The following is a 23,050-nucleotide window of genomic DNA, read 5'->3' on the forward strand; positions in this document are numbered from 1 at the left end:
ACACGCGTGACGGAGCAGCCCACTTCCTCCTTCGAACGCCCCCAGCCGGGCGTGGACCCCGCGGACTCCCGCGGGGCGCTGCTGCGTACCCAGCCGCCACTCGGCGCGCCGGGCTTACCGGCACAGACCCGGGCGGACGGACAGTCGTCCTCCCCGGGCACCGAGCCGCGCCGAAAGCGCGGCGGCGGCAAGGGAAACAAGGGGAAGGAGCCCCCAGTCAACGGCCCCGAGCACTCCCAGCCGGCCACCACCGAGCAGGGCACCCACCGCCCCCGGCCCGCGCCGGAGGGCATTCCGGCACAGCCGGGCGCCGAGCAGGACCGGACGCCGGGCAGCCGTGAGCGCCGTACCGGACGCGGTCTGCCGCCGGGCCGGCCCATGCCCATGCGGCGCGACGGGGACCGGCTCAGGTTCGTGGGCGCGGCGACCCGGCGGATCGCGCGCGGCCTCGATCTCGACGAGATCGTGATGGGGCTGTGCCGCGCCACGGTGCCGACGTTCTCGGACGCGATCCTGGTCTATCTGCGCGACCCGCTGCCCGTCGGCGACGAGCGGCCCACCGGTCCGGTGGTGCTGCGGCTGCGGCGCAGCGACCGCGTCCCGGACGAGCGGGACACCGAGGCCCTGCTGCCCGCGCCGTACCCCGACCCGGACGGGGAGTCCCCGGGGCTCGCCGCGCTCTCCGGGCCCGCGGCGCTGACCGCCGAGCTGTGCGAGGTGCGCCCCGGCGGCGCGCTGAACGAGGTGCTGCGCGGGGTGCGTCCGGTGTTCGCGGACACGCCCGCCGCGCGCGCCGCACTGCCCGAGCTGCTCGGCGAGGAGGGCGAGGCGCTGGTGCCCGACGGGCAGCACGCGATCCTCGCGCCGCTGCGCGGACGGCGCCGGGTGATCGGCGCAGCGCTGTTCCTGCGCCGCCCGGAGCGCCTGGCATTCGAGGCGGAGGACCTGCTGGTGGCGGCGCAGCTCGCCACGCACAGCGCGCTCGGCATCGACAAGGCGGTGCTCTACGGCCGCGAGGCGTACATCGCGGACGAGTTGCAGCGCACGATGCTGCCCGAGACCCTGCCGCGCCCCACCGGTGTGCGCCTGGCCTCGCGCTATCTGCCCGCGGCGGAGACCGCGCGGGTGGGCGGCGACTGGTACGACGCGATCCCGCTGCCGGGCAGCCGCGTGGCGTTGGTCGTCGGTGACGTCATGGGGCACTCCATGACCTCGGCGGCGATCATGGGCCAGCTGCGCACGACCGCGCAGACCCTGGCCGGGCTCGACCTGCCCCCGCAGGAGGTGCTGCACCACCTGGACGAGCAGGCCCAGCGCCTGGGCACCGACCGCATGGCGACGTGTCTGTACGCGGTCTACGACCCGATAGCGCAGCGCATCACCATCGCCAACGCCGGTCATCCCCCGCCGGTGCTGCTGCACCTGGGCGGCGAGGCCGAGGTGCTGCGCGTGCCGCCGAACGCCCCGATCGGGGTCGGCGGGGTGGACTTCGAGGCGGTCGAGCTGGAGGCGCCCGCCGGAGCCACGCTGCTGCTGTACACCGACGGTCTGGTGGAGTCCCGCCTGCGGGACGTGGCGACGGGCATAGAGCAGCTGCGCGAGAAGCTGACGGCGACCGCGCGCCTGACCGGTCCCGGGCATCCGCCGCCGCTGGAGGCCCTGTGCGACGAGGTGCTCGACATGCTCGGCCCGGGCGACCGGGACGACGACATCGCGCTCCTCGCCGCCCGGTTCGACGGGATCACCTCCAGCGACGTCAAGCACTGGTCGCTGGAGGCGGAGGACGCCACCCCGGGCAAGGCCCGCAGGCTGGCCCGCGCCGCGCTGGCCGAGTGGGGCCTGGAGGACCTGACGGACTCGCTGGAGCTGCTGGTCAGCGAGGTCGTCACGAACGCCGTGCGCTACACCACGCGCCCGGTGTCCCTGCGGCTGCTGCGCACGGACGTGCTGCGCTGCGAGGTGTCCGACGACATCCCGCGCCTGCCCCGGCTGTGCCAGGCCCGCGCCACGGACGAGGGCGGCCGCGGCCTGTACCTGGTCAACAAGCTGGCCCGGCGCTGGGGCGCGACCCGGCTGAGCGCCGGCAAGGTGGTGTGGTTCGAGCTGAGCGGCAGCTGAGCCGAGACCGGGCGAGTACGGCGTTTTCCGTACGGCACGGCGAAGGGCGCCCGGCGGATCGCCGGGCGCCCTTCGCGCTGTGCGGGTGTCTCAGTTCTTGTCGTCGTTCCCGAGGTCGAACGGGTTCCTCGGGCTGGCCTGGTCCGTGGGCGGTCCCGTGGGCTGCGTCTCGGACGGCGGCGGGGTCGTCGGGGTCCGCGTCTCGGTCTCGGTCGGCGTCTCGGACGTCGGCGGCTCGGTCGTCGGCGTCTCGGACTCGGTCGGCGAGCTGGAGGGCGACTCCGAGGGCGACTCGGACGGGGTCTCGCTGACCGTCGGGGTGTCGGTCGGCGCGACGGCGGCACCCTGCGTGGTCTCGAGCTCGAAGGGGACCTTGCCGGTCACGCCGAAGGTGTACGCGGCCCAGATCTGGGCCGGGTAGCCACCGCCGTTGATGCGACCGGGCGCCGGGAGGAGCCCGGTGGCACCCGTCATCGAGACATGGGCCCCGGTCTTGGGGTTCTCGCCGAACAGGCCGACCGAGGTGACCAGGTCGGGCGTGTAGCCGGTGAACCAGGCGGACCTGTTCTCGTCCGAGGTACCGGTCTTGCCCGCCACCTGCTGGCCGTTGCGCAGCGGGTTGTTGGCCACCGACTGCCGGGCGGTGCCGTCGTCGACCACGCCGGTGAGCACGGAGCTCACGGTGTCGGCCGCGTTGCGGCTGATCACCTGGCCGCCGATCGGGTCCGGCATCTGCACACTGCGGCCCTCACTCTCCGCGGACTTGATGAGGGTCGGAGTGACCTTCCTGCCGTGGTTGTCGAGGGTGGCGTACATGCCGGCCATCTCCAGCGGGCTGGCGCCCATGGAGCCGAGCGTCTGCGCGGGTACCGCCTGCATCCCGTCGGTGTCCATGCCGAGCTGCTTGGCGGTGGCCATGACCTTGCTCATGCCGACGTCCACGCCCATCTGCGCGAAGACGGAGTTCACGGACTTGTTCATGGCCTGCTGGACGGTGATCCTGCCGTAGTCGGCGTCGTCCTCGTTGGGCGGCGCGAAGCCGACCTCGGTGCCGTGGTCGGTCACCGGGTGACGGCTGGTGCCGTCGTACACGGTGTTCGCGTTGATGGGGCGGCCGTCCTGCGTGGTGGCGCTCTGCTCCAGCGCGGCGGCGAGGATGACCGGCTTGAAGGTGGAGGCGGGCTGGTAGTCGGGCCGGGTGGCGTTGTTGGTCCAGTGCGTGAAGAGGTCCTGGCCGCCGTAGAGCGCGAGGACGTGGCCCGTCTTGGGGTCGACCGAGACGGCACCGGCCTGGATGTCGCCGTCGACCTTGCGCGTCTTCGGGTCGAGCTTGGAGGTCAGCTGGGTCTTGACGGCCTTCTCCAGCGCGGCCTGCTTCTTGCGGTCGACGTTGAGGGTGATCGTCCAGCCCTTGCCGATGACCGCGTTCTCCGCCTGGGAGGCGGTCAGGCCCTCCTGCTTCATCAGCTGGCGTTCGAGCTGCTGGTTGGCGAGGTCGACCAGGTAGCCCGTCTGCCCGTCGAGACCGGGGGCGGGCTTGGGGTCCTTGGGGTACGGGAACTTCAGCGAGTCGCGCTCGGTCTTGTCCAGCCAGCCCTGCTTGACCATGTTGTTCAGGACGTAGTTCCAGCGGTCCGTGACCAGCCTGCGGCCGGTGGGCGTGGCCGCCGACCAGTCGTACTGGCTGGGCGCCTGGAGGAGGGCGGCGAGATAGGCGCCCTGCGCGACCGTGAGCTTCTGGGCGTCGACGCGGTAGTAGGCCTGGGCGGCGGCCTGGATGCCGTACGCGTTGCGGCCGTAGTAGCTGGTGTTGATGTAGCCCGCGAGGATGTCGTTCTTGGACTTCTCGCGCTCCACCTTGAGGGAGATGACCAGCTCGTTGAGCTTGCGCGTGACCGTCTGGTCCTGGCTCAGGTAGTAGTTCTTGACGTACTGCTGGGTGATCGTCGAACCACCCTGCTTGCCCCGGCCCGCCAGCGTGTTGATGATGCCGCGCGCGGTGCCCTTCAGGTCGACGCCGGGGTCCGTGTAGAAGGACTTGTTCTCGGCGGCGACGAAGTCCAGCTGGACCTTCCTCGGCACCTTCGACAGGTCGACGATCTCACGGTTGACCTTGCCGGAGCGGGCTATGACCTTGCCGTCGCTGTATTTGTAGATGTTGCTCTGCTGCCGGGCGGCCACATTGCCCTCGGGAATGTCCACCGACAGATACAGCGCGACGAACGCGCCTATGCCCAGCACACAGAAGCCGAGGAACGTCCCGAGGATCTTCTTCCAGGTGAAGAGCCTGCGTATCCAGCTCTTGGCGGGCTTGCCGCCGCCGGGCGCCGGGGACGGCGAGCGGCGGCCTCCGGGTGCCGCGCGGCGGCCGCCGCGCTGACGCGCTCGTCTCTCTTCCGCTCGTCCCATGGGTCCCTTCGCTCCGCTTCCGTCTCGGGGTCAGCTCCGAAAGCTAACACCCCTCTATGTGACAAAGGGCGGCTGATCCGCTCTTTTGGGGACGTGAGAATGAGCACCCGCCCTATCGGAACCGACGGAATCAAGGGGCAGAAGGTTGCCTCATGGGGCGCGAAAGGCATCACGGGTTTGATTCCCGACCCACTATGAACCCGGTGTATACACCGTGTGTAGAGTGCTCGCCATGTCCATCGGTCACTCACTCCTGGGACTCCTGGAGTCCGGCCCCCGGCACGGTTACGACCTGAAGCGGGCCTTCGACGAGAAGTTCGGCCACGACCGGCCACTGCACTACGGCCAGGTCTACTCGACCATGTCCCGGCTGCTGAAGCACGGGATGGTGGAGATCGACGGCGTCGAGTCCGGCGGCGGGCCCGAACGAAAACGGTACGCCATCACCGACGCCGGGATAACCGACGTCGAGCGCTGGCTCGCCACCCCCGAGAAGCCCGCCGAGTACCTCCAGTCGACCCTCTACACCAAGGTCGTCCTCGCGCTGCTGACCCGGCGCGACGCGGCCGGACTGCTCGACAGCCAGCGCTCCGAGCACCTGCGCGCCATGCGCGGGCTGACCGAGCGCAAGCGCGGAGGCGACCTCGCCGACCAGCTGATCTGTGACCACGCCCTGTTCCACCTTGAGGCCGATCTGCGCTGGCTGGAGCTGACCGCCGCGCGCCTGGACCGGCTCCGCACGGAGGTGACCTCGTGATACCCCCCGAAGGCTCCCTGCTCCACGCCCGGGACCTGCGCAAGACCTACGGCCCCACCACCGCCCTCGACGGCGCCGGCTTCTCCATCCACCCCGGCGAGGTCGTCGCCGTGATGGGCCCCTCCGGCTCGGGCAAGTCGACCCTGCTGCACTGCCTCGCCGGGATCGTGCTGCCCGACTCGGGCACGATCACCTACGCGGACCGCGAGCTGACCGCGATGAGCGACGCCGGGCGCAGCACCCTGCGGCGCGGCGAGTTCGGGTTCGTGTTCCAGTTCGGCCAGCTCGTGCCGGAGCTGACCTGCGTGGAGAACGTGGCGCTGCCACTCCGGCTGAACGGCACCGGCCGCAAGGAGGCCGAGAAGGCCGCGCTCGAGTGGATGGAGCGCCTGGAGGTGGACGACCTCAGGCGCAAGCGGCCCGGCGAGGTCTCCGGCGGCCAGGGACAGCGGGTCGCGGTGGCGCGGGCACTGGTCACCGGGCCCCGGGTGCTGTTCGCGGACGAGCCGACCGGCGCGCTGGACTCGCTCAACGGCGAGCGCGTGATGGAGCTCCTCACCGACGCCGCCCGCTCCACGAACGCGGCCGTCGTCCTCGTCACGCACGAGGCCCGGGTCGCCGCGTACTCCGACCGCGAGATCGTCGTACGCGACGGCCGCACACGGGACATGGAGCGGGCCGGATGAGCCTGCGGCAGTACGCCCGCGACCTGGGGATGGGGGTCCGGTTCGCCGTGACCGGAGGGCGCGAGGGGTGGGTCCGTACGACACTGACGGCGGTCGGTGTCGGTATCGGAGTGGCGTTGCTGCTGCTGACAACCTCGGTCCCGCGCGTGCTGGACGCGCGGCACGAACGTGAACTGTCCCGTCAGGACCTCACGTTCAGCGCGGTCCCCCGGCCGAAGGCCGACAACACGGTGGTCGTCGCGGCCACCGACACCTGGTGGCACGACAAGAACATCCGGGGCCGGCTCCTCCAGCCGGAGGGCCCAAGGGCCCCGCTGCCACCGGGACTGAGCCGCTTCCCGGCCACGGGCGAGATGGTGGTCTCCCCGCCGCTGCGGGACCTGCTCGCCTCCCCCGACGCCCGGCTGCTGCGTGAGCGGCTGCCGTACAGAATCGTCGGGACCATCGGCGAGAGCGGGCTGCTCGGCCCGCGCGAACTCGCCTACTACGCCGGTGCCGAGGGCCTGGAGCCCCGTTCGGGCGGTGCGCGTACGGACCGGCTGACCCGGTTCGGACAGACCCAGTCGTGGCAGCGCGAGAGCGACCCGGTGCTGCTGCTCATGATGATCGTCGTCTTCGTGACCCTGCTGCTGCCGGTCGCCGTGTTCATCGCGGCCGCCGTGCGCTTCGGCGGCGAACGGCGCGACCGCCGACTGGCCGCGCTCCGGCTGGTCGGCGCCGACGGCCGTACGACCCGGCGGATCGCGGCGGGCGAGGCGCTGGCCGGTGCGGTGCTCGGCCTCCTCGTCGGCGCGGCCCTCTTCCTGGCCGGACGGCAGGCCGCGGGCCTGGTGGAGATCCAGGGCGAGAGCTTCTTCCCGAGCCGTGTCACCCCCTCCCCGGCGCTGGTCCCGCTGGTCGCGGTGGCGGTCCCGGTGTGCGCGGTGCTGGTCACCCTGCTGGCGATGCGCACGGTGGTGGTCGAACCGCTCGGCGTGGTGCGCGCGGCCGTGTCCGCCCGGCGCCGGCTGTGGTGGCGGCTGCTCCTGCCGCTGTCCGGTCTCGCACTGCTCTGGCCGATGATCGGCCAGGGCCGCGTCAACGGCGACTTCAACCAGTTCCTCGTCATCGGCGGTGTCCTGCTGCTCCTGGTCGGCGTGACCGCGCTGCTGCCCTGGATCGTCGAACGGGGCGTCACCCCGCTCGGCGCGGGCCCGCTCTCCTGGCAACTGGCCGTACGACGGCTCCAGTCGAGCAGCGGCATGGCGGCCCGCACGGTCAACGGCATCGCGGTCGCGGTGGCCGGGGCGATCGCGCTCCAGATGCTGTTCGCGGGCGTGCAGAGCCAGTACGTGAAGAGCACCGGCCACGATCCCGCCCGCGCGCAGATCGAGGTCGCCCTCAGCCACCGCACCGATGTCACCTCGGCGACCCGGGCGTTCGCGCGGACCGAGGGCGTACGGGCGTCGGTGGGGCTGGCCACCGCGAGCCTCGGCGACAGACCGGCGGACCCGGCCTCCTTCACCGACATGGTCGTCGGCGACTGCGCCTCCCTGCGCGAGGTGGCCCGGCTGTCCTCGTGCCGCGACGGCGACATGTTCACCGTGAACAGCCCGGACTATTCCAGCGCGACCGACAAGGCGATGCGCGATGCCGCGCTGCGTCCCGGCGGCCGCGCCTGGATCAACCCGCGCATCATGGGCGGCCCCGGTCTCGCGGTCCCGCTGAAGCTCACGGCGTCGCTGCCGCACGCGGCCTTCCGCGCGGACTCCCTGATGCGGAGCGTCAACGGGCTGCTTGTCACCCCGTCCGCGCTGCCCGCCGCGGCGAAACCGGCGCTGTCCGCCCAGGTCTTCCTCCGCCTGGACCCGTCCCTTCCGGACGGCCGGGAGTACGTGCGCAACACCGCCGCACGGGTGGACCCCGTCTCGGACGTCCTCGCCTGGACGTCGACCGAGACCGACGGCGGGTACAGCTCCCTGCGCACCGGCCTGTTCATCGGCGCGACCTGCGTGCTGGCGCTGATCGGGGCGAGCCTGCTGGTCTCCCAGCTGGAGCAGCTGCGCGAGCGGCGCAGACTGCTGTCGGTCCTGGTGGCCTTCGGCACCCGGCGCCGGACCCTGGGCCTGTCGGTGCTGTGGCAGGCGGCCGTACCGATCGCGCTCGGCGTCCTGCTGGCCTCGGCCGCGGGCCTCGCCCTGGGCGCCGTACTGCTGCGCATGACGGCGACGCCGGTACGGGTGGACTGGACGAGCGTGCTGTCCCTGACGGGCGTGGGCGCGGCGATGGTCGCGGCCGTGACCCTGCTCAGCCTGCCCCCGCTGCTCCGGCTGACGCGGCCCGACGGGCTGCGCACGGAGTAGCCCTCGGGGGCGAGGGGACGGGCGGGGCTGCACGGGCCCCGCCCGTCTCACGCATCCTCGTCCAGCACCCGCACCGGCAGCGGGCGCAGCGACTCCCGCAGGGCGGCGGCCAGTTGCTGGTACTCGCTGCCCCGGGCCGCGCCCGCGCGCATCGCCAGGCCGACACGGCGGCTCGGGGCCGGGTCGGCGAAGCGGGCGGTGCGCAGCCGGTCGCCCCGGGCCGTCTCCAGCTCCATCGCGGTACGCGGCAGCAGCGTGCAGCCGAGACCGCCCGCGACGAGCTGGACGAGCGTGGAGAGCCCGGCGGCCGTGGTGGTGACCGGCGCCGCGGCCGGACGCCCGCCGCGCCCCGCGCCGCGGAACTCGCGCCCGGCCTCGCGGCAGATCTCCAGCGCCTGGTCGCGCAGACAGTGCCCCTCGTCCAGGAGCAACAGGTTCAGCTCCTTCAGGGCCTCGCGCGGGATGCCGTCGTCGCCGCCGAGCGGATGGTCCAGCGGGGTGACCAGCACGAAGTCCTCATCGAACAGCGGGAGTTCGACCACCCCGGGCACGGCGAGCGGCACCGCGAGCAGCAGCAGGTCCAGCCGTCCGGAGTGCAGGCCCTCGACCAGGTTGGCGGTCTGCTCCTCGTGCACCTGGAGGTCGAGCTGGGGGTAGCGCTCGTGCACCAGGCGGAGCACGGTGGGCAGCAGATAGGGCGCGACGGTGGGGATGACCCCGAGCCGCAGCATCCCGGTGAACGGCGCCCGCACCGCCTCGGCCTCCTCCAGGAGCGCCCCGACCTCGGCGAGCACCGCCTTGGCCCGCACCGCGAGCCGTTCACCGGCGGGCGAGAGCAGCACCTTGCGGGTCGTACGCTCGACGAGGGTCACCCCCAGGGTCTCCTCCAGCGCCGAGACCGCGCCGGACAGCGCCGGCTGGCTCATCCCGATCGCCGCCGCCGCGTCACGGAAGTGCAGATGCTCCGCCACCGCCGCGAAGGCCCGCAGCTGCGCGAGACTCGGCTGTTTCCGGGTGCCGCTACCGCTGGTCACCGATAACCTCCTCCGATCAATGACACCGAGTGTAGCTATTTCCCTAATCAATGCACCCTGTGCCACCATCGGCCCCGTCCAACCCATGGGAAGCACCTCCCGACCAGGGGTGCCTCCTCGCTGCAAGGAGAGCAAGTGCTCACTGTCGGTGACAAGTTCCCCGAGTTCGAACTGACCGCCTGCGTCTCGCTGGAGAAGGGCAAGGAGTTCGAGGAGATCCACCACAAGTCCTACGAGGGCAAGTGGCTCGTGGTCTTCGCGTGGCCCAAGGACTTCACCTTCGTCTGCCCGACCGAGATCGCCGCGTTCGGCAAGCTGAACGACGAGTTCGCCGACCGTGACGCCCAGATCCTCGGCTTCTCCGGTGACTCGGAGTTCGTGCACCACGCCTGGCGCAAGGACCACCCGGACCTGACGGACCTGCCGTTCCCGATGATGGCCGACTCCAAGCACGAGCTCATGCGCGACCTGGGCATCGAGGGTGAGGACGGCTTCGCGCAGCGCGCCGTCTTCGTCGTCGACCCCAACCGCGAGATCCAGTTCACCATGGTGACCGCCGGTTCCGTCGGCCGTAACCCCAAGGAGGTCCTGCGGGTCCTCGACGCGCTCCAGACGGACGAGCTGTGCCCGTGCAACTGGAGCAAGGGCGACGAGACCCTCGACGCCGTCGCGCTGCTGGCCGGTGAGTGACCCATGTCGCTCGACTCGCTGAAGTCCCGCGTCCCGGACTACGCCAAGGACCTGAAGCTCAACCTGGGCTCGGTCATCGGCAACTCCGACCTTCCCGCGCAGCAGCTGTGGGGCACCGTGCTGGCGACCGCCATCGCCTCGCGCTCGCCCATCGTCCTGCGTGAGCTGGAGCCGGAGGCGAAGGCCAACCTCTCGCCGGAGGCGTACACCGCGGCCAAGTCCGCGGCCGCCATCATGGCGATGAACAACGTCTTCTACCGCACCCGGCACCTGCTGTCGGACCACGAGTACGGCACCCTGCGCGCCGGTCTGCGGATGAACGTCATCGGCAACCCCGGCGTCGACAAGGTCGACTTCGAGCTGTGGTCCTTCGCGGTGTCCGCGATCAACGGCTGCGGCCTGTGCCTGGACTCGCACGAGCAGGTGCTGCGCAAGGCCGGTGTCGAGCGCGACGTGATCCAGGAGGCGTTCAAGATCGCCTCCGTGGTGCAGGCGGTCGGCGTCACGCTGGACGCGGAAGCGCTGCTCGCTGAGTAGTCGGCGGTACGAGGGCCTCGCTCACTCCTTGTGGGCGAGGCCCTCGGTGTTTTCCTGGGCGTCCCCGGGGGCTTCGCCCCCGGGACCCCCATCGGCCTGAACGGCCTCGTCCTCAAGCGCCGGACGGGCTGGTTGTTGCCGGGCCGCGCCGACAGGCACACCGTCAGCCGTCTGCCCCATCGAGTACTGCCGCAGATACCCCACCACCGTGTTCGTCACCGCCACCAGCGGTACCGCCACCACCGCACCGCCGATGCCCGCCACCATGCCGCCCGCCGCGACCGTGAGCACCACCGCGAGCGGGTGGACCCGTACCGCGCGGCCCAGGATGAACGGTTGGAGGATGTGGCCCTCGATCTGCTGGACGGCGAGCACGACCACGAGGGTCATGACGGCGGTGAAGACGCCCTGGGTCACCAGGGCGACGACGACCGCGAGCGCGCCGGAGGCGACCGCGCCGACCAGGGGGATGAAGGAGAACAGGAAGATGAAGACGGCCAGGGGCACGGCCATCGGCACGTTGAGGAAGTAGATGCCGAGGCCGATGAAGATGGCGTCGATGAGGGCGACCAGGACGGTGCCCCGGACGTAGGCGGTCAGGGTGCTCCAGGCGCGCGGACCGGCTCCGGCGACGCCCGGGCGGGCGGCTGCGGGGACCAGCTTGAGGAACCACTGCCAGATGCGCCGGCCGTCGTAGAGCAGGAACAGGGTCGAGAAGAAGACCAGCAGGATGCCGGTCAGGGCCTCGACCACGACCTGGACTCCCTCGAGTCCGGCGGACGTTATCTGGTCGGTGTTGGCTCCGATGGCCTCGCGCAGGCTCTTGGCGATCTGGTTGATCTGCTTGTCCGTCACATGGAACGGGCTCTTCAGCAGCCAGTTGCGCAGGTCGTCGATGCCGTTCTGGATCTGGTCGGAGAGCGTGTCGATGTTCTCCATGACCTGCCAGGTCACGAACCAGCCCATCAGGCCGATGATGACGAACCCCGAGATGGCGCTGAGCGCGGTCGCCGGGCCGCGTGGCAGGCCGTAGCGCATCAGCCGGGCGACCGTCGGCTGGAGCAGGGCGGTGACGAGCAGGGCGATGACGAAGGCGAACACCACGAGCTGGACCGCGCTGATGACCCGCATCAGCACCCAGACGGTGCCCGCGAGGACCAGCAGCCGCCAGCCCGCCTCGGCGGCGACCCGTACGCCCCAGGGGACGGCCTGCGCGGGGTCCGGGCGGCGGTCGGCGCCCGCCTGATGGGGCACCACGGCCTTGACGGTGTCCACGGGTTCGGGGGACGACTCGGCCGGCGGGGCGTGTTCCTTCTCCACCTCGGCGCGGAGCTCGTCCAGACGCTCGCTCATCTCGGTCAGACCGGCCCCGAGCCGGCCGAGCCACCCTGGCATTCGCGACATCATCCGTCCCTCTTCCCCGCCTACCGGGGCGCTGCGAGCCGTCCGGGTACGACCGTACAACGCGAAAGCCCCTCCCCCTAGGACGGGGAGGGGCTGTGCGGGGTTGAGCCGGGTGGCCTAGTACCAGTGGTTGGCCTGCCAGAACGACCAGGCCTGGCACGGGCTGCCGTAGCGGCCGTCCATGTAGCTGAGGCCCCACTTGATCTGGGTGGCCGGGTTGGTCTGCCAGTCGGCGCCGGCCGAGGCCATCTTGGAGCCGGGCAGCGCCTGGAAGAGGCCGTAGGCGCCGGAGGAGGCGTTGACGGCGTGGTAGTTCCAGCTGGACTCGTGGTCCACGATGTTGCTGAAGCACTGGAACTGGTCGCCCGCGACCATCTGACGCGCCATCGCCTGGATCTGCGCGACCGAGTAGCTGCTCTGGGTGGCGAAGCTGGAGGCGTCGCGGACGTCGTCGCGGCTGGCCTCGGCGGCTGCCTTGGTCTCCCGCTCCTTGGCCAGCTCGGCCGCCTTCTCGGCGGCCTCCTTCTTCGCGATCGCCGTCTCGGCGGCGGCCTTGCGGGCCGCGGCCTCGGCGTCCTTCTTGGCGGTCGCGTCAGCCGCGATGGCCTGGGCATCGGCCTGCTGCGTCAGGGACGCGGTCTGCACCTGCGCCTGCTGACCCGCGGGGATGTCCGCGAGGAGCGTGGCGTCCGCTGCCATCGCCTCGGGGTCGTTGGGCTGCGCGACGCTGCCCGAGGCAACTCCGACGACGCTACCTACGGCGGTGACCGCGGTGGCCGAGGCCACTGCGAATCCCCGGACCGAAATCCGGCTCACACGGTTTCCTTCCAGCACCGCCCGCTTCGGTGACCCTGGCGGACGCAATCGTGCCCCTGGCGCTGGCCTCCCAACTGAGGGTCACGGGAGACACGGGCCCGGTGGGCAACTCCCTTCTCGGGAGCGCCGCGTGGTGCTCGGGCGGCATACGACGGAAGTATGGAGTTGGGATCGTGCTCCCGGTGGTGCCGCACCTTCCCCGCCAGGGGCGAGGGCGGTACCCAGGGGTACAGGTGTGTCGTATGCGGGGCCTGACAGAAATGAGACTCTGCCGTAACCGGACGCCGGGTGGCAATTCCGAGTTGCGTGTGAAAGCTCACACCTCGTTTGGCCCAGGGGATTTCAGGAAACACCCGCGCACGAAGACGCCGCCCGGATAAGCTCTTCGGCTTCTCCGGGCGGCGCCTGAGGGGTTCAACAGGATGTCAGATGTGGCCGTCCTCCAGCATTTCGGTCACAAGTGCCGCGATCTGGGACCTTTCCGAACGGTTCAGGGTGACATGCGCGAACAGCGGATGTCCCTTCAGCTTCTCCACCACGGCCACCACACCGTCGTACCGCCCGACACGCAGGTTGTCGCGCTGGGCCACGTCGTGGGTGAGGACCACCCGCGAGTTGGCGCCGATCCGGGACAGCACGGTCAGCAGGACGTTCCGCTCCAGGGACTGGGCCTCGTCCACGATCACGAAGGCGTCGTGCAGGGAGCGGCCGCGGATGTGGGTGAGCGGGAGGACCTCCAGCATCCCGCGCGCCGTGATCTCCTCGATGACCTCCCGGCTGGTGACCGCCGAGAGCGTGTCGAAGACGGCCTGGGCCCAGGGGCCCATCTTCTCCGCCTCGCTGCCCGGCAGATAGCCCAGCTCCTGCCCGCCGACCGCGTACAGCGGCCGGAAGACCATCACCTTCTGGTGCTGACGGCGCTCCAGGACCGCTTCCAGGCCCGCGCACAGCGCCAGCGCCGACTTGCCGGTGCCCGCGCGGCCGCCCATGGAGAGGATGCCGACGTCCGGATCGAGCAGCAGGTCGAGCGCGATGCGCTGCTCGGCGCTGCGGCCCTTGATGCCGAACGCCTCGCGGTCGCCGCGCACCAGCCGGACGTTGCCCTCCGGGGTGACCCGGCCGAGCGCCTTGCCGCGCTCGGACTGGATGGTCAGCCCGGTGTGCACGGGGAGGTCGGCGGCCTCCGGGACGTACACGTGTCCTTCCTCGAAGAGGATGTCCACCTGGTCGCCGGGGAGGGTCAGTTCGGACATGCCGGTCCAGCCGGAGGCGTCCGTGATCGCCAGCTCCGCGCGGTACTCCTCGGCCAGCAGGCCGACGGAGGACGCCTTGATGCGCAGCGGCAGGTCCTTCGACACGACGGTGACGTCGAATCCCTCGGCCTGCAGATTCCGGGCCACCGCGAGGATGCGGGAGTCGTTGTCCCCCAGGCGGTAGCCGGTGGGCAGCACGCTGGGGTCCGAGTGGTTGAGCTCGACACGGACGGTACCGCCCAGTTCACCGATCGGGATCGGGGCGTCGAGGCGGCCGTGCCGTACCCGGTAGTCGTCCAGCAGGCGCAGGGCCTGGCGGGCGAAGTAGCCGAGCTCGGGATGGTGCCGCTTGGCCTCCAGTTCCGTGACCACCACGATCGGGAGCACGACCTCGTGTTCCTCGAAGCGGGTCAGGGCATTGGGATCGGCCAGCAGGACGCTGGTGTCGAGAACATAGGTGCGCCGGTCGGGCGTGCGGCGCTTTGTGCTGGTCACCACGGAAGGACGTACCCCCTCGGATGAGGTCGGGGAGCGACGAAGAGGAGCTGGGCCGGTTCCTGGCCCCCGCGTGCGGCGGGCCGGACACCGGCCCTCCGCGGCTGCTTCCGCGCGAGGACCGCACGGTCGGGCTGGTGCAAAGGGCCTCCCGGGCGGACGGCCCCGAGCCGCCCGCTGAGATACGACACCCGTGGTTCGGGCGTCGACCTGCCTTCGTTATGCCCGGCAACCCCCGCCACCATGCCGAACCCCCCTCGGGCACGCCGATGAACTCGTCGTTACATCGGGGTGGAGGGGGGTATACGGGGCGATCGGTCTCTCCGGTCCCGCCGTTCGCCCTGTGGGCGGTGGGGTCCGTCAGCCGCCGAAGCGGCGGTGGCGGGCGGCGTAGTCGCGCAGGGCCCGCAGGAAGTCGACCTTGCGGAAGGCCGGCCAGAAGACGTCGCAGAAGTAGTACTCGGAGTGGGCGGTCTGCCACAGCATGAAGCCGGACAGGCGCTGCTCGCCGCTGGTGCGGATGACCAGGTCGGGGTCGGGCTGGGCGCCGGTGTAGAGGTGGCGGCCGATCATGTCGATGTCGACCGACTCGGCCAGCTCCTCCATGCGCACGCCCTTGTCCTGGGCGTCGAGGAGCATGGAGCGCACCGCGTCGGCGATCTCCTGGCGGCCGCCGTAGCCGATGGCGACGTTGACCAGTATTCCGTCGACCTCGCGGGTGGCCTCCTCGGCCTCCTTGAGGGTGCGCTGCATCCCGGCCGGCAGCAGGTCGCGGGTGCCGACGTGGTGCACGCGCCAGCGGCCGTCGGAGGCGAGGGTGCGGACGACGTCCTCGATGATGCCGAGCAGCGGGCCCAGCTCGTCCTGGGGACGGTCGAAGTTGTCCGTGGACAGCAGCCACAGGGTGACGACCCCGACGTCGGTCTCGGAGCACCAGCCGAGGAATTCCTCGATCTTCTCGGCCCCGGCCCGGTGCCCGTGGACGGTGCTGGAGCCCGCCGCCTTCGCCCAGCGACGGTTGCCGTCCATGATGACGCCGATGTGCTTGGGCACCTGAGCGTGGTCCAGGTGACCTTCCACCCGGCGCGCGTAGAGCCTGACGAGCAGGCCGCGCAGTTTGTCGCGCAGGTTCACGTGTGAGCCCCTCCAAAACGGCCGCGGTTGCGGTCCCCGCGGAGGCCGAGCCTACCCCCGCCCTCGGTACGCCGGTGGCCGGGGGTTTCGGTGCCAAAGCCTTCCCCCAAGAAAAACGGGCCGGTCCGTGGGGGGGGAGACGGACCGGCCCGAGGGGGGGTTTCCACCATAACCCTTCGTGAGGGATGGTGCGTGCATCGGCGCACCACAACTACTCTGCGGAGTCACCCGATAGCGCCCTGGTGGGTGCGGAATGCTTGATTCAGTGGCCTCGAATGGCTGATTCGCGACGGAATCACAGGAGAAACGGGCCACTAGGAAACGAATACCAGGGTTTGAGCCGTCTCGGTGACCGCGTGGCGAGTTGTCCAAGGTCCCCCCTCGGGGCGACCCCGTCAGCGAACGGCGGACTTGACGATTCCGCTCCGGAATAGCCGGACTTCAGGGGGCCGCGGGAGGCGGGCGGGGGCCACGGACGGGGTTCTGGTTTTGCTGCCGCGAATGCCGAGTGAAGTGCGGTGGGGCGGCGGGTCCGCCGGTGTGGATAACGATGTGGTCACCGAGGCGGGGATCCATGTGATCACCGCTGTGCCGGCCCCTCGGGTTTGCGGGCGTCGAAGAGATGCCGGGTGCTGTGGGCGACGAACGGTCCCTCCGTGACGATCCGCTCGTGCAGCGCGCGCAGCCGCGTCTCGTACGTCTCCGCGGTGAACCCCGGGACCATCCAGACGACCTTGCGCAGGAAGTGCACGACGGCGCCGATGTCGTGGAACTCCATCCGCAGCCGCTCGGCCCGTACATCGACGACCTCCAGCCCGGCCGCCTCCGCCCCGGCCCGCTCCCGCTCGGGGTCGCGCCCGGTGCGGACCTCCTCCGGCTGGGGCCCGAGGAAGTACTCGACCAGCTCGAAGACGCTCGCCGGTCCGACGTGCTGCGCGAAGTACGTGCCGCCGGGGCGCAGCACCCGGGCGATCTCCGCCCAGTCCGGCGACACCGGGTGGCGGCTGAGGACCAGGTCGAAGGCGGCGTCGGCGAACGGCAGCGGGGCGCCGTCCGGCACCTCGACCACGACGACACCGCGCGGGCGCAGCAGGGCGGTGGCCTTCGCGGCGTTCGGGCGCCAGCCCTCGGTGGCGGCGATCAGCGCGGGGCGCCCGGGGGCGGCCGTACCCAGCGCGAAGTCCAGCACCTCACCGCCGCCGGTCTGCACGTCCAGCGCGGCCCCGGCGCGGGCGAGGCGCTCACCGGCGGACCGGGCGTATCCCCAGGACGGCCGCTCCTCGCTGGCGCGGCCCTCGAACCAGGAGAAGTCCCAGCCGTCGGTGGAGACGGCGGTGGCTTCGGCGACGAGGCTGTCGTAGGCGGTGGGGTGGGCGGCGGTCATGAGGGCCATGCTGGCAGGGGGCGCGGGTGTCGTCCTCTCCTTTTCCGCGCTGCTTTTCAGTACTGCTTGCCGCACTGCTTGCCGCTCGGACGGGTACGGTCGCGGCGGAGGTGGTGCGGGGATGGGGCGGCGGTGGCACGACGGGGCGGGGACGCTGACGGTGCACGGAGCGGGGGGTGCGGTGGCTGTCCCGCTGGAGGTCGCGGCGTCCTACCGGGCACGGACCAGGGGGCTGCTCGGGCGCGACGCGGTGGACGGCGCGATGCTGCTGACGCCGGCCGGGAGTGTGCACACCTTCCGGATGCGGTTCCCCATCGACGTGGCGTACCTCGACCGGCACCTCACGGTGATCGCGGTACGCACGATGGTGCCGGGGCGGCTGGGACTGCCCCGGCCGCGGTCCCGGCACGTGCTGGAGGCGGGGGCCGGGGCGATGGCGGGGTGGGGGGTGGGGGTGGGCGTACGGGTGTCGGTGTCGGCGGTCCCTATTGACCGGTCTAGCCGGTCTAACTGGTCTGATCGGTCTGATCGGCCTGACCGGCCTGACCGGTGCGCGGGAAGCTGACCTCGACGCGGCGGTTCTTCTTCCGTCCCGCTTCCGTGGAGTTGTCGGCGATGGGGTACTGCTCGCCGTAGCCGCGCACCTCGAACGTCACGTCCGGGTCGTTGAGGTCCTGGTCGAGCACGGCCTGTACGGCGTTGGCGCGCTGCTTGGACAGGACGTCGCCGTGTGCGGACGTGCCGAGGTCGTCGGTGAACCCGAACACCCTGACCCGTGTCGCGTTCTGCTTCTTGATCTCCCCGGCGATGGCCGCGATACGCGCCCGCGCGTCCGCCCCGAGCTTGGCACTGTCCTTCCCGAACAGCACCTCCGCCTGCAGCGCGAACGTCACATCCGCGTTCGTGTCCTCCCGCCGCTCGTCCCCACTCTGATCCTCCACCACCGACTTGATGTCCAACACCTTCGGCTCCGCCAGCGTCCCGCCCTCCGGGAGCTTCAGGTCCGGGTCGGTGGGGTCGACTTTCACGGGGGCGGCGGCCGAGGGTTCCGTGCCGGGGGGCTCGCTGGGGGTGGTGTCGGTGGCGTGGGCGGTGGTCTGGGGGGTGGCGAGGAGGAGGGTGGTGAGGAGGGCGAGGGGGAGGGCTTGGCGGGGGGTGGTGGTCACGGGGGGCCTCATCAGGAGATTTTGATGGGGGCGCTGGAGAAAGTGGGCAGTTGGAGGGTCAGCTCCTCCGCGCCTGAGGGCGGCGCCGGGAACTGCATGAAGACGGGAATGTTCTGGCCCGACTGGATCGTCGTCAGGCCCGTGGTCGTCAGGGGACGCCCCTCCGTGTCGCGCAGGACGTAGTAGCGCTTCTTTCCCTGCGAGTCGACGAGGGTGGCGCCGCCGAGCGATGTGCCGTGCTGCACGATCTCGGTCTCGTCGCCGCGCAGCCCGGAAGGGATCACGAGCGACCGGCTTCCGTCGTTCTTGAAGTTCCCGTTCACCGTGACGAAACCGCCTGAATCCCGCTGGGCAGACGTGATCTGAAGGAGCAGGCCGTCCTGTCCCTTGAGTTCGGCCAGCGGCGCCTGCGACGCGCCTTCCTGGGGGCTGGGCCGGGACGCGCCGCCCTTGGAAGCCGAAGCCCGGGAGTCCGGCTTCTTCTCGTCCCCGCCGCCCCCACAGGAAGCCGCGCCGAGGATCAGACCGGTCGCAACGGCCAACGCGGCGAACCCCCTCCCCGCCCTGGCAGTGAACCCACCGTTCATCGCACCGCTTCCTTCATTCCTAGTCGTCTCGTCCGTCAGTCGGCCAAGTGGACGTCGAAGAGGTCTTCGGGCTTGGGAAGGCTTTCCTCGTCGTCCGGGTTCGGGTCCCAGTCCTTCCCGCCGCATTTGAGGCGCGGCAGGGCGTCACCGTCTCCGGGAAGTCTGAAAGTGCACCGAGAATCGATCACAGCGGTGGCGGAAGCCGTCGCCTTGAGGTTTTCCGTTCCGGGCACGATGGAGTCGCCGACCGTCTTGTTGGTCGTGACCTCGACCGTGTAGCGCAGGGGCGGCCAGTCGCAGTTCTCGACACGTGCGTCGTTCTGAGCGGCCAGGTCGGCCGCGCGCCCGCACGGATCGTCGACATCCACGCCCCCGGAGAAGATCTTCGACCATTGGGTGGGATCGAGCAGGTCGTCCGCCCACGCACCCGCCAGTTGGTCACGTACGTCCTGTGCGGCCGCCAAGGCCGCGGCGTCCGCGGCCGTCTGGGCGCCGGACCGGTTCACCGCGGCCTGCCCGACGGCGAGGTACGCGAGCGCAAGAAAGAGCAGGCCCGCCACCACCGTGATGTAGATGGGGAAGGCCTGCCCGGTGTCGCCACGGCGGAAAAGACGGTTCACACGATCCTGTTGATCTGCGCCATGATCTTGTCGAGGATCGCGGATCCGATACTGGTGCCCGTCACCGCCAGCACAATCGCCACCACCACCGCGATGATCCCCAGATACTCCACCGCCGTCTGGCCCTTGTCGTCCACGCGGCGCTGCACCGCGGTCACCAGCTTCAGGATCGGATCGCTCATGACGGTTCCCTCCGGCTCGGACTCCGATCCGCTCACCGTAGGGCGGGAGGGAGGGTGGGTCGGAGGGCCCGGGGGCCCATAACCGGGCCCAGTTCGCACGGCGACGTCGCATTTCAGCTCACCCCCAGCCAGACGGCCACGGCCCGCCCCCGGCTGGTGGCGTGGAGTTTGGCGAAGATGTGGTTGATGTGGTTCTTGACCGTCTTCTCGGTGATGAAGCAGGCGGCGGCGATCTGCTGGTTGGTCAGGCCGGACGCGACGAGGTCCATGATCTCCGCCTCTCGGGTGCTCAGTTGAAAGCGCGACCGGAAAGACTGTCCCACAGGGGATTGCAAACGCGAAAGGCTTTTGGGAGACAAGTCAGCTGCGGGAGAAAGATTTTCGGCACCGGTGTGTGCATTCGCATCGGAATCCACGCCAGGAAGCAACGCTCGCGCCGCCCCCGGCGTCACATGCGGACGCCCCTCGCTGACATCCCGCACGGCCCGTACCAACTGCTCCGCCGTGAACTCTCCGTGGACCAGGTAACCCCCCGCCCCCAGCCGCATCGCCTCCCGCACGGTCTCCGTCTCGTGGCTGTAGGTCAGCATCATGACGGGGGCGAGCCGGACCAGGTGCGGTAATGCGGGGATTCCACCGACGCCGGGCATGCGGACGTCGAGGAGGACCACGTCGGGCCGGTGCCGCAGCGCCGCCTCGTACGCCTCGCGCCCGTCCGCCGCCTCCGCGACGACCGTGGTGTCGGGGCGGCCGGAGAGCAACGCGGTGAGCCCCGCGCGGATCACGGGATTGTCGTCGGCGATCAGCAGGCGGAGGCAGGCGGGCGGGGCGGGGGGCGGGAAGTCCTCGTACGACGGTGTGCGTGGGCGCATCAGGCGGTCCTCTCCGTCGTCGGCGGCAGGGGTACGTCCACCCGCACCTCCGTACCGCCGTCGTCACCCCGGACCACCACGGCATGGCCCCCCGCCGCCTCCGCCCGCTCCGTCATGCCGAGGAGACCGAAATGGCCGGTGATGCGCAGCTGTTCGAGAGTGGTGTCGGGGGGCAGGCCCCGGCCGTCGTCGCGGACGGTCAGGTGGAGCCGGTCGGTGTGTACGGCGACCGTCACCTCGACGTGGGTCGCGTGGGCGTGGCGGTGGGCGTTGTCCAGGGCCTCGGTGGTGATGGCGAGGAGGGTGCGGGTGAGGGGTGGGGACAGGGGTGGGAGGGGGGTGGGGGTATGGGTGGTGGTGGGCAGGGCGGTGCGGGTCGTGAAGTCCGTTGTCAGGTGGTCGAGTTCCGTCGTCAGGTCCGGCGGGGGCGTCTCCTCGCGCAGGTCCGTCAGCAGCGCCCGCGACTCCGCCGCCGCCCTGCGGGCCGAGCGGGACACCAGGGACGCCTGGTCGCGCAGGAGAGCGGGGTCGGGGTCGGGAGTGGCGGCGGTGGCCGCGAGGGCGTCGGCGGCGAGGGCCACTCCGTAGAGGGTCTTGGTCAGGGAGTCGTGCATCTCGCGGGCGAGGCGGGCGCGTTCGGCGTGGACGGCCTCGGTGGCCGCGAGGCGGGCGCGTACGGCGGTGAGGGCCTGGGTGGCGGTGCCGTAGCGGAGCATCAGGTTGCGCAGGGTGGAGCCCATCGCGCCGGTGACGACACACAGGCCGGGCAGCAGCAGCGACTCGGCGGGGCCGGTGTGCTGGTCCGCCGTCAGCGTGGCGTGGACCAGGAGGAGGATCAGCGACTGGAGGGACGCGAAGCAGGCGGCGCCGCGCCAGCCGTAGACCAGCCCGGCCAGCAGTGGAGTGCAGACGCTGACGTAGGCGAGGGTGGTGTCCGGGCCCGCCGAGACGAGCAGCAGCGAGCCGAAGAAGGTGTCGGCGGCGAGCAGCGCGGGGTGGCGCAGGAGGAGGGGGCCGAAGCGTTCCCAGTCGCGGAAGAGGACGTACGACCCCATGAACGTCACGACGACCGCCGCACCGACCAGCCGGGCACCGAGTCCGGGCGCGGCGTTGAGCAGCGCGGCCGGCGCGGCCAGCACGATCATGGCGAGCCGGAAGCCGAAGACCTGACGGCAGAGGGCCTGGAGGGCCCGGACCTGGAGGCGCTCGGGGGGTTCGGGGAGGGGGCCCTCCGGGGGTTCGGCGAGCGGGAGGGGGGTGTGCTCGCCCTGCGCTGTGTGGCGGCCGGGGTACGCACCGGGCGCCATGCCCTCACCGGGCGCCGCATGCCCGCCGGGCGCCGGTTCTCCGCCCGGCACCGTGCACTCGGCCGGAACCGCGTCGCCGCCCGGACTCGCCTCCGCGCCTGATGCCGGACCTTCGCCCGAGGCCGCGCGCTCGCCCGGCACCGTGCCCCAGCCCGGAGCCACTCCGTCACCCTGCACCGTGCCCCAGCCCGGAGCCACTCCGTCACCCTGCGCCGCGCCCTCGCCCGTGGCCGCGTCCCCGCCCGGAGTCGCCTCCGCGCTCACCCCCGCACCGCCCGAAGCCACCCCCTCACCACCGCCATGAAGCGCCCCCGCACCGAACCGGCCCCGCACACCCCCGCGCCCGCTCACCGCCCCCTCACTTCCCCGCCAGCGACCCGAAGTCGACGCCCGACCCCAGGATCAGCCCCGCGCCGAGCAGCAGCATCGTCGCCGGGACCATGAACGTGGTGATCATCAGCGTCGCCTTGGGGACCGCGCGGGCGGCCTTGCGGCGGGCGTTCTGGGCGTCGGTGCGGCGCATGTCCTTGGCCAACGACACCAGGGTGTCGACGATGGGGGCGCCGAGTTCCTCGCCCTGTTGGAGGGCGGTGACGAACATGGCGACCTGTTCGGAGTCGTTGCGGCGGCGGAGTTCGGCGAAGGCCTGGCGGCGGGTCATGCCGAGGTCCATCTGGCGGAGTGTGATGCGGAGTTCGTCGGCCCAGGGGCCCTCGTAGCGGGTGGAGACGCGGTCGAGGGCCTGGCGGAAGCCGAGGCCCGCGCTGACGACGACGGCGAGGACGTCGAGGAAGTCGGGCAGGGTCCGTTCGATGACGTCCTTGCGGACCCGCATGGCGGACCAGAGCCCGACCTCGGTCCACAGCGCGCCGAAGGCGAGCAGCAGCAGGGCGACGAACCACTGGCCGCGCAGCAGGAAGACCAGGAAGCCGGTGCCGCCGAGGACGCCGTAGACCGCGCGGCGGGCGGCGTAGCGGTCGATGGTGAGGCCGCCGGGGTTGCCCGCGAGGTCGATGCGGCGCCGGTAGCGGGCGACCAGGCGGGGGCCCATCAGGCGCAGGACGAAGGGGGCGTAGCGCATCCCCATGCGGTCGATCACGGAGTCGACCGCGCCGGTGCGGGTGGCGCCGATCTCCAGGGCGAGGGCGAGGTCGCCGGGGAGCTTGGCGTCGGCGCGGTACATGCGCAGTCCGGTGAAGGCGCCCCAGACACCGAGGGCGGCGATCAGCGCGAGGAGGAGTGCCATGCGGTCCGTCA

The 23,050-nt window shown here is 71.3% G+C and carries 21 protein-coding genes; 7 read left to right on the plus strand and 14 right to left on the minus strand.

The annotated features are described in order from the left end of the window. Positions 1 to 6 precede the first annotated feature (6 nt). Positions 7 to 2,118: a SpoIIE family protein phosphatase gene (locus AB0E91_RS06315; protein ID WP_361776025.1), complete on the plus strand. Its 2,112-nt coding sequence runs from the start codon at positions 7 to 9 to the stop codon at positions 2,116 to 2,118. A 90-nt stretch (positions 2,119 to 2,208) separates the two neighbouring features. Here AB0E91_RS06315 and AB0E91_RS06320 read toward each other — a convergent pair whose 3' ends face one another. Further along, complete coding sequence (locus AB0E91_RS06320; protein WP_361776028.1) at positions 2,209 to 4,527, minus strand: transglycosylase domain-containing protein; 2,319 nt, start codon at positions 4,525 to 4,527, stop codon at positions 2,209 to 2,211. Between the two features lie 232 nt (positions 4,528 to 4,759). Here AB0E91_RS06320 and AB0E91_RS06325 point away from each other — a divergent pair, with 232 nt between their 5' ends. The 3 genes from AB0E91_RS06325 to AB0E91_RS06335 are packed head-to-tail and all read left to right on the plus strand — an operon-like array spanning position 4,760 to position 8,312. Further along, positions 4,760 to 5,284, plus strand: coding sequence for a PadR family transcriptional regulator (locus AB0E91_RS06325; protein ID WP_361776031.1), 525 nt, complete (start codon positions 4,760 to 4,762; stop codon positions 5,282 to 5,284). Then, complete coding sequence (locus AB0E91_RS06330; protein WP_361776034.1) at positions 5,281 to 5,970, plus strand: ABC transporter ATP-binding protein; 690 nt, start codon at positions 5,281 to 5,283, stop codon at positions 5,968 to 5,970. The genes AB0E91_RS06325 and AB0E91_RS06330 overlap by 4 nt, the downstream gene beginning before the upstream one ends. Beyond that, positions 5,967 to 8,312, plus strand: a complete 2,346-nt coding sequence (locus AB0E91_RS06335; protein ID WP_361776037.1) for an FtsX-like permease family protein — start codon at positions 5,967 to 5,969, stop codon at positions 8,310 to 8,312. The genes AB0E91_RS06330 and AB0E91_RS06335 overlap by 4 nt, the downstream gene beginning before the upstream one ends. 47 nt (positions 8,313 to 8,359) lie before the next feature. On the opposite strand, the gene AB0E91_RS06340 is transcribed toward AB0E91_RS06335, so the two are convergent. Next, positions 8,360 to 9,346, minus strand: a complete 987-nt coding sequence (locus AB0E91_RS06340) for a LysR substrate-binding domain-containing protein (RefSeq protein ID WP_361776040.1) — start codon at positions 9,344 to 9,346, stop codon at positions 8,360 to 8,362. A 135-nt stretch (positions 9,347 to 9,481) separates the two neighbouring features. Here AB0E91_RS06340 and AB0E91_RS06345 point away from each other — a divergent pair, with 135 nt between their 5' ends. Further along, the gene (locus tag AB0E91_RS06345; protein WP_361104888.1) at positions 9,482 to 10,036 is read left to right on the plus strand and encodes a peroxiredoxin; all 555 of its coding nucleotides are present in this window, start codon (positions 9,482 to 9,484) and stop codon (positions 10,034 to 10,036) included. A gap of 3 nt (positions 10,037 to 10,039) precedes the next feature. Continuing rightward, a complete protein-coding gene (locus AB0E91_RS06350) occupies positions 10,040 to 10,573 on the plus strand; it encodes an alkyl hydroperoxide reductase (RefSeq protein ID WP_361776044.1) in 534 nt (177 codons plus the stop codon). A gap of 21 nt (positions 10,574 to 10,594) precedes the next feature. On the opposite strand, the gene AB0E91_RS06355 is transcribed toward AB0E91_RS06350, so the two are convergent. From AB0E91_RS06355 to AB0E91_RS06375, 5 genes are all read right to left on the minus strand, one after another. Continuing rightward, positions 10,595 to 11,977 (minus strand): AI-2E family transporter, encoded by a 1,383-nt coding sequence (locus AB0E91_RS06355; RefSeq protein ID WP_361776047.1) that lies wholly within the window; start codon positions 11,975 to 11,977, stop codon positions 10,595 to 10,597. 117 nt (positions 11,978 to 12,094) lie between these two features. Next, a complete protein-coding gene (locus AB0E91_RS06360; RefSeq protein WP_361776050.1) occupies positions 12,095 to 12,793 on the minus strand; it encodes a transglycosylase SLT domain-containing protein in 699 nt (232 codons plus the stop codon). A 425-nt stretch (positions 12,794 to 13,218) separates the two neighbouring features. Further along, positions 13,219 to 14,544 carry a PhoH family protein gene (locus tag AB0E91_RS06365; RefSeq protein WP_361776053.1) on the minus strand — a complete coding sequence of 442 codons (1,326 nt, stop codon included), beginning with the start codon at positions 14,542 to 14,544 and terminating at the stop codon, positions 13,219 to 13,221. A 357-nt stretch (positions 14,545 to 14,901) separates the two neighbouring features. Next, positions 14,902 to 15,675, minus strand: coding sequence for an isoprenyl transferase (locus AB0E91_RS06370; RefSeq protein ID WP_361776056.1), 774 nt, complete (start codon positions 15,673 to 15,675; stop codon positions 14,902 to 14,904). A 580-nt stretch (positions 15,676 to 16,255) separates the two neighbouring features. Then, positions 16,256 to 17,059: a methyltransferase domain-containing protein gene (locus tag AB0E91_RS06375; RefSeq protein WP_361776059.1), complete on the minus strand. Its 804-nt coding sequence runs from the start codon at positions 17,057 to 17,059 to the stop codon at positions 16,256 to 16,258. 121 nt (positions 17,060 to 17,180) lie between these two features. Here AB0E91_RS06375 and AB0E91_RS06380 point away from each other — a divergent pair, with 121 nt between their 5' ends. Further along, positions 17,181 to 17,624, plus strand: coding sequence for a DUF192 domain-containing protein (locus AB0E91_RS06380; RefSeq protein ID WP_361776062.1), 444 nt, complete (start codon positions 17,181 to 17,183; stop codon positions 17,622 to 17,624). On the opposite strand, the gene AB0E91_RS06385 is transcribed toward AB0E91_RS06380, so the two are convergent. The 7 genes from AB0E91_RS06385 to AB0E91_RS06415 all read right to left on the minus strand — a co-directional run bounded on the left by AB0E91_RS06385 (position 17,566) and on the right by AB0E91_RS06415 (position 23,039). Further along, a complete protein-coding gene (locus AB0E91_RS06385; RefSeq protein ID WP_361776065.1) occupies positions 17,566 to 18,225 on the minus strand; it encodes an OmpA family protein in 660 nt (219 codons plus the stop codon). The two genes, AB0E91_RS06380 and AB0E91_RS06385, sit on opposite strands and share 59 nt — an antisense overlap. An 11-nt stretch (positions 18,226 to 18,236) precedes the next feature. Beyond that, the gene (locus tag AB0E91_RS06390; RefSeq protein ID WP_361776068.1) at positions 18,237 to 18,812 is read right to left on the minus strand and encodes a hypothetical protein; all 576 of its coding nucleotides are present in this window, start codon (positions 18,810 to 18,812) and stop codon (positions 18,237 to 18,239) included. 35 nt (positions 18,813 to 18,847) lie between these two features. Then, complete coding sequence (locus AB0E91_RS06395; protein WP_361776071.1) at positions 18,848 to 19,432, minus strand: pilus assembly protein TadG-related protein; 585 nt, start codon at positions 19,430 to 19,432, stop codon at positions 18,848 to 18,850. Further along, complete coding sequence (locus tag AB0E91_RS06400) at positions 19,429 to 19,614, minus strand: hypothetical protein (protein ID WP_161178158.1); 186 nt, start codon at positions 19,612 to 19,614, stop codon at positions 19,429 to 19,431. Before AB0E91_RS06400 ends, AB0E91_RS06395 begins: the two co-directional genes overlap by 4 nt. Positions 19,615 to 19,727: 113 nt before the next feature. Continuing rightward, positions 19,728 to 20,486 (minus strand): response regulator transcription factor, encoded by a 759-nt coding sequence (locus AB0E91_RS06405; protein WP_361776074.1) that lies wholly within the window; start codon positions 20,484 to 20,486, stop codon positions 19,728 to 19,730. Beyond that, positions 20,486 to 21,793: an ATP-binding protein gene (locus tag AB0E91_RS06410; protein ID WP_361777315.1), complete on the minus strand. Its 1,308-nt coding sequence runs from the start codon at positions 21,791 to 21,793 to the stop codon at positions 20,486 to 20,488. Before AB0E91_RS06410 ends, AB0E91_RS06405 begins: the two co-directional genes overlap by 1 nt. 358 nt (positions 21,794 to 22,151) lie before the next feature. Then, a complete protein-coding gene (locus AB0E91_RS06415) occupies positions 22,152 to 23,039 on the minus strand; it encodes a DUF5936 domain-containing protein (protein ID WP_361776077.1) in 888 nt (295 codons plus the stop codon). Positions 23,040 to 23,050 lie beyond the last annotated feature (11 nt).

It is taken from the genome of Streptomyces sp. NPDC026659, from assembly GCF_040638245.1.
In the GTDB taxonomy this organism is placed as follows: Bacteria; Actinomycetota; Actinomycetes; order Streptomycetales; family Streptomycetaceae; genus Streptomyces.

What these genes read in the sequence shown, in the direction of transcription:
- AB0E91_RS06320 (WP_361776028.1), bottom strand. Translation starts at nt 4,527, where the DNA reads ATGGGACGAGCGGAAGAGAGACGAGCGCGTCAGCGCGGCGGCCGCCGC.
- AB0E91_RS06325 (WP_361776031.1), top strand. Translation starts at nt 4,760, where the DNA reads ATGTCCATCGGTCACTCACTCCTGGGACTCCTGGAGTCCGGCCCCCGG.
- AB0E91_RS06335 (WP_361776037.1), top strand. Translation starts at nt 5,967, where the DNA reads ATGAGCCTGCGGCAGTACGCCCGCGACCTGGGGATGGGGGTCCGGTTC.
- AB0E91_RS06350 (WP_361776044.1), top strand. Translation starts at nt 10,040, where the DNA reads ATGTCGCTCGACTCGCTGAAGTCCCGCGTCCCGGACTACGCCAAGGAC.
- AB0E91_RS06355 (WP_361776047.1), bottom strand. Translation starts at nt 11,977, where the DNA reads ATGTCGCGAATGCCAGGGTGGCTCGGCCGGCTCGGGGCCGGTCTGACC.
- AB0E91_RS06375 (WP_361776059.1), bottom strand. Translation starts at nt 17,059, where the DNA reads ATGACCGCCGCCCACCCCACCGCCTACGACAGCCTCGTCGCCGAAGCC.
- AB0E91_RS06380 (WP_361776062.1), top strand. Translation starts at nt 17,181, where the DNA reads ATGGGGCGGCGGTGGCACGACGGGGCGGGGACGCTGACGGTGCACGGA.
- AB0E91_RS06390 (WP_361776068.1), bottom strand. Translation starts at nt 18,812, where the DNA reads ATGAACGGTGGGTTCACTGCCAGGGCGGGGAGGGGGTTCGCCGCGTTG.
- AB0E91_RS06400 (WP_161178158.1), bottom strand. Translation starts at nt 19,614, where the DNA reads ATGAGCGATCCGATCCTGAAGCTGGTGACCGCGGTGCAGCGCCGCGTG.
- AB0E91_RS06405 (WP_361776074.1), bottom strand. Translation starts at nt 20,486, where the DNA reads ATGCGCCCACGCACACCGTCGTACGAGGACTTCCCGCCCCCCGCCCCG.
- AB0E91_RS06410 (WP_361777315.1), bottom strand. Translation starts at nt 21,793, where the DNA reads ATGGCGCCCGGTGCGTACCCCGGCCGCCACACAGCGCAGGGCGAGCAC.
- AB0E91_RS06415 (WP_361776077.1), bottom strand. Translation starts at nt 23,039, where the DNA reads ATGGCACTCCTCCTCGCGCTGATCGCCGCCCTCGGTGTCTGGGGCGCC.